The 5,604-nt window shown below is 46.1% G+C and carries 5 protein-coding genes; 2 read left to right on the top strand and 3 right to left on the bottom strand.

Annotated elements, in window-relative coordinates; translation table 11 throughout:
• The first annotated feature begins 357 nt into the window (after positions 1-357).
• Positions 358-1,317 carry a RepB family plasmid replication initiator protein gene (locus tag ACYVK4_RS33485; protein WP_461131943.1) on the top strand — a complete coding sequence of 320 codons (960 nt, stop codon included), beginning with the start codon at positions 358-360 and terminating at the stop codon, positions 1,315-1,317.
• Between the two features lie 13 nt (positions 1,318-1,330).
• Here ACYVK4_RS33485 and mobV read toward each other — a convergent pair whose 3' ends face one another.
• Both mobV and ACYVK4_RS33475 read right to left on the bottom strand, forming a co-directional pair.
• Positions 1,331-2,860 (bottom strand): MobV family relaxase, encoded by a 1,530-nt coding sequence (mobV, locus tag ACYVK4_RS33480; RefSeq protein ID WP_461131942.1) that lies wholly within the window; start codon positions 2,858-2,860, stop codon positions 1,331-1,333.
• Between the two features lie 253 nt (positions 2,861-3,113).
• Positions 3,114-3,527: a hypothetical protein gene (locus ACYVK4_RS33475; protein WP_461131941.1), complete on the bottom strand. Its 414-nt coding sequence runs from the start codon at positions 3,525-3,527 to the stop codon at positions 3,114-3,116.
• Between the two features lie 124 nt (positions 3,528-3,651).
• Between ACYVK4_RS33475 and ACYVK4_RS33470 the strand changes: the two genes are divergently transcribed.
• Positions 3,652-4,299, top strand: coding sequence for a porin family protein (locus ACYVK4_RS33470; protein ID WP_461131940.1), 648 nt, complete (start codon positions 3,652-3,654; stop codon positions 4,297-4,299).
• A gap of 190 nt (positions 4,300-4,489) precedes the next feature.
• On the opposite strand, the gene ACYVK4_RS33465 is transcribed toward ACYVK4_RS33470, so the two are convergent.
• Complete coding sequence (locus ACYVK4_RS33465; RefSeq protein ID WP_461131939.1) at positions 4,490-5,095, bottom strand: outer membrane beta-barrel protein; 606 nt, start codon at positions 5,093-5,095, stop codon at positions 4,490-4,492.
• Positions 5,096-5,604: the final 509 nt, after the last annotated feature.

The raw sequence follows: 5,604 nt of genomic DNA, 5'->3' as shown, positions 1-5,604 counted from the left end.
GTGTTTTTGTTTTTTTCTGCTTCTTCTTTCCCCTGTGTTACCTCTTGTTGCGTCAGCCCTTTGTTGGATTTCGCGTCAGCTCCCTAAATGCCGTTTTTTTTGACAACACAATCTTTGTGTATTTGTAAAACTTTGTTCTATTTGTTATCCTATATATATAGCGAAAAAACAGGTTTGATAAGCGAAAAAACAGGTTTGATAAGCGAAAAAACAGGTTTGATAAGCGAAAAAACAGGTTTGATAAGTTGAAAAAACAGGTTTGATAAGCGAAAAAACAGGTTAATTTAACATACTGTGAATTAATTTTGTTTTTTAGCGTTATAAAACGTAGAAATCCTCAAATTGAGTGAATTAGCGATGAATCAAGCTATAGAAGTACGTCAGCATAACGCTATCACCAATGCGCGTTACGAGTACTCAGAGATGCAATTGGATATCTTTCTGTATCTACTGGCCAAATTGCGAAAAGACAAAACTGATGGAGTTTATGAAGTGTCAGTTATTGAAATGGGGAAACTGACAGGCAAGAAGTATAATTACCAGCAACTGCGGCTGGCCACTGAGGGCATGGGGAGCCGCATGTTTGAAGTCTCAACACCCAAGAGTTATATACAACTGTGGATGTTCCAACGTATTGAGTATGTGCATGGTACGGGGATTATTGAAGTTGAGTTTACTAATCCAATCAAGCCATATCTATTCGATTTAAAGGATAATTTTACCTCCTTCCAACTCTATGCAGCTCTGCGTCTAAGTAGCAAGTATGCTAAGCGAATTTATACCCTATGCAGCCAATGGAAGGACAAAGGCCAGACCCAAACCTTTAGCTTGGACGAATTCAAAAAGATGCTGTCCTTACTTGATGACAAGGGTAATGAGCAGTATAGACAGATTGGGCAACTGAAGCAGTTTGTACTTGATGAGTCAGTCAAGCAAATAAACCAGCACACTGATTTACAGATCAATTACACCCTCGAAAAGAAGGGCCGCAGCTTCAAAAATATCACCTTCATCGTTAAGGCTCAACCCCTGGCTGTAATCCTGCCAGTGGACAACGGAGCCGTTAAAATGGGAGCCGCCCCGGTAGGTGTGTCAGACGCCCAATATCAAAACGTCCGGCTCCTACTGGAGAAGTGGAATATCAAACGGGCTGATGTGGTCAACCAGATTATGAACTCGGCGGATCTAATTCAGGAGGTCAACAAGTTTGCCTACGAGCTGCAGACGGGCAAGGTCAAAGTCGAAAAGAACGTGGCTGGTTACCTGCTCACTCGACTAGGATTGAAACAGCCAAAGGGGAAAGAAAAAGAAGCCTGACCCTGTAGGGAGCCTACCGGCCTTGCCCCTGTTTCCGCCCTTGACTCAGACCTACATCATGGCCCAGCTTTTTCAATGAATCCCGTTCAGTGGCCAACTGGTAGTCGGTCATTTTGTCAAAGCGTTCGAGTTGTTGCCGGGCGTAGGTAGCCCCTTCCGGACCGTGGATCTCCCTGAACTGACTAATGGTGGTTTCCCGTTGCTGGGCGGTGGTGTTAGCCAACATCTGCCGCACCTTTGTTGAATCCCCTTTACAAATCAGAAAGTAACTGGCCATCAAGCCATCTACCGTCACTTGATAGAGCTTCTCCCGTTCAGCTCGTTCCCGCTGGGCTTGGAACTGCGCTAATTGCTCAACCAAACGACCGGTAGTAAAGTCGGCTCCTAGCTCATGGCCCCAGATTCGCCCCTGCCCATCATCGAAACCAGCCCCATTGTAGCCTTTACCTTGATAGATTTCTGGCTCATCCTTGTAGAAGTTCATTTTGATGCCTTTTCCGGCCAAATCAGCCCGTAACTCCTCGATGGTGGTACATTTCCCTAGACTTCGGCTAATCGTCCTTTTGAAGGCTTTTTGACGCTCCTCCAGGATGTTCTCTAACTTCCCATGCACGTTTAGCCGGTAGCCCAACTGCTCCAGGGCTTGCTCGGCTTGGCTCTGGCGAGTTTGCCCCTTCTGGATTAAGGCGTTGGTGACTGGGTTTTGTAGCTCGACCAGTTGACCACTGCGGGCTCTCTTGACATTCTCATTGCTTTGCTGAATTTGCGCTGATACAGCATTCAGGGCTTGATTCACTTCATGACGAGCATAATCATGCAAGTAGATCCGATCGATCACCCGAGGGGCGGCTACCGACTTGACGTAATAGTCTTTCTCAATCGGTGCCAAAGCCAGGTGAACCGCCTGAGCTTGGGCCGTTGTCTCCTTCATCACGGAATAGAACTGGCTCACCTCCGTGTGTTTCGCTTTGCTACCCTCAATACCCCGACTTAAGCCCAACTCTTTGACATGATCGGCAAAGCGGCTTTGCAATTTGCTCAGCGTGATCCGGTCGCCCCCCAACCAGTCCCGCGCACACAGCCGGTTTTCGGTTCGCTCCACTTTGACCTTACGGCCCACCTTGACGGTCTTACTGCGGATGGGGGTCACAATGGCATGCAGATGGGGGCTTGTCTCGTCATGGTGAGCGACGGCATGCACCACGTTGGCCGCTCCGTATTCCTGGCGCAGGAAGTCCATGGCTTTCGCTTGGAACGCCTTCCAGTTAGGGTCATTTGGGTGATTCGTTTTGAAATGTTCGGGGCTGGCCGAGATGAATACGTCGATGGCTACCACAGCCCCTTTACGGGGTTCGATCTGCATCTCATCAAACCGTACTTTAACATCCGCAGCCGGATCACTGGTGCCGGCCAATCGCTGATTCAGGTTCACCTTCTCGGGGTCCGCATTCAGGGTTTGGCGCTGGCGTTCGACGTGCGAACCGTGGCCACTGACATTACCCATCGTCTTTAATTTAGCCACTCGCAGGATAGCGTATGCCATAGATAACAGGGGAAAGGTTAGGTTGTCGGGTGCGCTCTGCGAGACGAACAAAGCAAGGGAATCTCAGCGTGAATCGACCGTAGGGAGAGACTAAGCTGAGTTCACTTGTGGAGTGAGTCCACCTTTGTTTTTAAAAGGTGGTACGCGCGCGAAAGCAACGGCAAGCTAACAAACGATTTGAAAGAGTGAAAGAGGGCGCGTATTTTCTTTCCCTGTTTTGTTAGGGGATCATTCAGGAAGATGCTGGCCAGCTTTACCGCTTGCCGAACAACCACTCTCGTAAGCTGGCCGGTCGGCGTTCAATGGCATCTCGAATCGATTGTAATTCGGTTGCCTGGCTAGCCTGCAATTCGGTCTTTAACTTTTCTACCAAATCACCGACCAGGTCTTCTGGACGAGCGGGCGGTTGATTACCTTTTTTGAGTACGTTTACTGCGGCTTCCCGAAGTTCGGTGTTGAAAAACTGACCTAACGTTTTGCCGCTTCGTTCGGCGGCCTTCTCGATGGTTAACCGGGTATCGGTTTCAATCCCTCGAATGGTCCATCGGGCAGGCTCCAGGGTGTCACGGTTCGGCCTTCCTGTTTTTAGAGGTGTCGGACTTTCTGGAGTTTCTGTCTGCCCTGCTTTTTGGGGGTTCGGGTTGTGATCTGGCTCGTTTGTGGTCATGTCTGCCTTTTTGTCTGCCACATAATTACGCAAACGAGGGGCCTTTTACAACCTGTCGGACATTTACGAGTTTTTGTCCGACTTTACATAATCACACTTATGCAACAAAATCGACCCTATACTCATGACGTTAAAACGACTTCTTTTCAACGCTTTTTGTATACTCAGTTTCCTTCCTGCGTATAGTCAAAACAAGATTATGCACCGGTTCGGATTTACAGGCGGATTAAGCGCATCACAGATTGCTACGCCATCCATAAAAAACGCGACTGGACTACTATGGGACTATAACATAGGAATTTCAGTGGAGCAGAGATTGTCGCCCAAATTTGCCTTGGCTTATGAACTGAAGTACGCGCGCCAGGGAGGTAGAGCTAAAGCCATTGGATTACTAGGAAATGATGTCAGTGTTACTGAACTCAACTATCTATTATTACCCATAACTGGCCAGTTTAAACCTAAAGGGGAGCCTGTATTCATTGAGTTAGGCGGTCAGATAGGCTATTTTCTATCGGGCCGCAATTATTTTGCTTCTCATAAAGATCAAGCATTAGCTGTGCAAAATATGACAAAGTTGGATGCAGGTTTAATTGGTGGTTTAGGATACCAACTTAGTAAACACTTTGTCATTGATGCTCGGTATTATCATGGCATGAAAACAATACGTGAAGATACTAGGGTGCCTGATCCTATAACCGGAGTCCCAATCCTGATAAGATTTGTTCCTCAGTACAATCGAGTTTGGTCTTTGAACCTGAGATATTATCTCTAAAAAGTACTTTTCAATGTTCAGTTAAAAACTGTGACTCTGTTTCATTTCTATCTTTAATCTCTTTACATAATCGTAGTTATGCAACAGGTCTAGGAATAGTACTAACTCACTGTGGGGCAGTAAGTTGTACTTTATCTAGACCTACTGCATAACTAGACTTATGTAATGAGATTAGTTAAAGACTGATAAGTTAGAAGTGCCAATTTAATTGAGTCTGCACACCCAGGGTATAGTTGGTATAATTGCTAAATTGTAATACAGAAGTATTACTTGGTCTCTTAAAGGAGTAACTAGCCGTGGGCTGCAATAAGAGTGATAAGGCCGAACTGAATCGGTAGTTTAAGCCAATACCAACTAGGCCGCTTGTCTTGGACCCACCAGCAAGCTTTGCAGCCTTAGCCCAAAGAGCACCAATTGAAAAATAGGGGGATAAACGACCCTCAGTTAGCTGGTAGTTCACTAAAACGGGTACTTGCCAGCCCTCTTGGGTGTAGGGAATACGATCCCCTTGATCGCTCAATACAATCAAATTAGCTTTTCCCCGGTAATAGAGTGCTCCTACCGATGCATCCCATTTAGGGGCAAACTGGTAATGTGCGCTCAACCCAAACGATGAAGTTTGATTGTGCTCATCTACGTTGATTCGACTAGTCGGGCCAACTAATGACACGTCGACCTGATAGGAATAAGCATTGTCATTGAACCAATACGTAGGAGCAACTGAGACCCGGCTTTGAGCGGATAAGTAGGCATTAGATGCACCGAATACTGCTAGAAAAAGTAGTAAAGATTTCATACGATGTGAGTCAAAAGTTAAGATATGTGTGTTGTACAAACCTGTTATATAGGTAAACGTTATGTTAACCCCTAAGGCCATTTTCAACGGGCCTTTACTCATACTGAGCAGATTCAATCTACAGATATTTCATTAACATAATACCGGCCTTTCTTCTCCCCTTTCCAACGTACAACCTGACCTGTTTTCAGGGCTCTTGTAGGACGGCTGAACTTAGAATATTCCCTTAACATAAGAACTCTTATACAACAACCCTCGGAAAAGTACAATTAACAGCGGGGCAAAAAAGGGGTGGTGACATCGTATGTCACCACTTTAAAAAGGGGGCTGTTTCCACTAAAAAACCAGCGGGTTCCAGGCTCTTAACTAAATTTATAGTTCGCCCCCTTCTGCCCTTTTTACTTTTTGGTGTTTTTGTTTTTTTCTGCTTCTTCTTTCCCCTGTGTTACCTCTTGTTGCGTCAGCCCTTTGTTGGATTTCGCGTCAGCTCCCTAAATGCCGTTTTTTTT

It is taken from the genome of Spirosoma aerophilum (genome assembly GCF_054782495.1).
The sequence above is the reverse complement of the archived record's forward strand: the minus strand, read 5'-3'. Positions and strand labels throughout refer to the sequence as shown.